Consider the following 1,189-nt stretch of genomic DNA (forward strand, 5'->3'; position numbering starts at 1 on the left):
CCAATCCCCGGATATCAGCATGGTCGATCGCCGTTCCCATGTGCCCGCCCGCTTGCATCTACTCAAGGGCGAAGACCACCATGAGACCTACGAGGTTGACTGGCCATCTCATATCAACGTGTTACGGCATGAGCGGCGCCCTACGGCTTTCATGGTAGCCGAAGAAGTGCGAAGACGGCTCGATGCCGTGGTTAGCCAGACGGTGACGAACCACTAGGGCGTCGAAGGGAACTCGGCGCCTCCCCATTCGACAAGCACGAAGCCCTGTCTGGTCGCGGGGCGGGGAAGCAGCTGCGGTTGGATCGCCACCGGCGCGTCCAGCTTGTGGAAGAGCATGAACACCCGGATGCGCGTGTCCGGCTCGGGTGAGACATCGAGAGCGGCGGCCTGCTCGTAGGCCGGGCCCTCGAAGCGCACGAGGTTGTAGGCGTTGTCCTCCATGCGCGACGCCCAGTACTCGATGAACTGGGCTGACTCCGCCGCGTTCAATCCAAGCTCCACGAGACGTCTGCCGAGGAAAGCCCGCGTGTCCGGACCGGCGACGACGAAACCGTCCGGCATCTCGAAGCGGTTGACGACGTCCGCTTCCCAGAAGAGGTACGGATAGACCCGGCCGGACGCAGCGTCGGTGAGCGTTCCCGAAGGATCTGCGATGACTCGCCATGCCCCCTCGCTGCCCAGTGGCGGATCGGCATGGGTGATGGTCCCGTCCACGCGGAGTCCAACCAGTACCTCGCAGGTCTTCTGCGGATAGAGGTAGATCACGGGCTTGGCTGCTTTGAGGGGTAGCGGCGTCGTCTCGACCGATGCCGTTGGAGTCTGTGACGTGCTCTGACTCTCAGCCGGAGGGGCTGCGGTCTGCGGTTCCGAAGCGGTGCAGCCTGCTGCGATCACAAGCGCCAGGAGTGCGACAGTCGTCGCCACGTATCGCAGCCATGCCTTCAAGCGAATCCGCTCCGTTCTGGCTAACGTGTTTCGGCTTCACCCGCGCGCTTGCGCATTTATTATGCGACACCATGCGCGCGTCGGGTGGAAGCCGGGGTTAGGTCCAATACCGTTCACTTAAGCTAGTCCACGTGATACTCTTCCTCCAGCAAGAGAATCGTCCTCTTCTGTGAGAAAGGACTGCTCATGCCTCGGTCCGTAGCGGAGCTGCCCGTCGGAACCAGGATCACGGATCACATCAGCC

2 protein-coding genes are annotated in these 1,189 nt (G+C 62.4%); one reads left to right on the forward strand and one right to left on the reverse strand.

From position 1 onward, the window contains the following. A partial coding sequence (locus tag Q8K99_04310) for a hypothetical protein (protein MDP2181776.1) occupies window positions 1-217 on the forward strand: 217 nt, incomplete at its 5' end. On the opposite strand, the gene Q8K99_04315 is transcribed toward Q8K99_04310, so the two are convergent. Beyond that, window positions 214-945, reverse strand: a complete 732-nt coding sequence (locus Q8K99_04315; protein ID MDP2181777.1) for a hypothetical protein — start codon at window positions 943-945, stop codon at window positions 214-216. The genes Q8K99_04310 and Q8K99_04315 overlap by 4 nt on opposite strands. Window positions 946-1,189 lie beyond the last annotated feature (244 nt).

The organism is Actinomycetota bacterium (assembly GCA_030682655.1).
Classification (GTDB): Bacteria; Actinomycetota; Coriobacteriia; order Anaerosomatales; family JAUXNU01; genus JAUXNU01.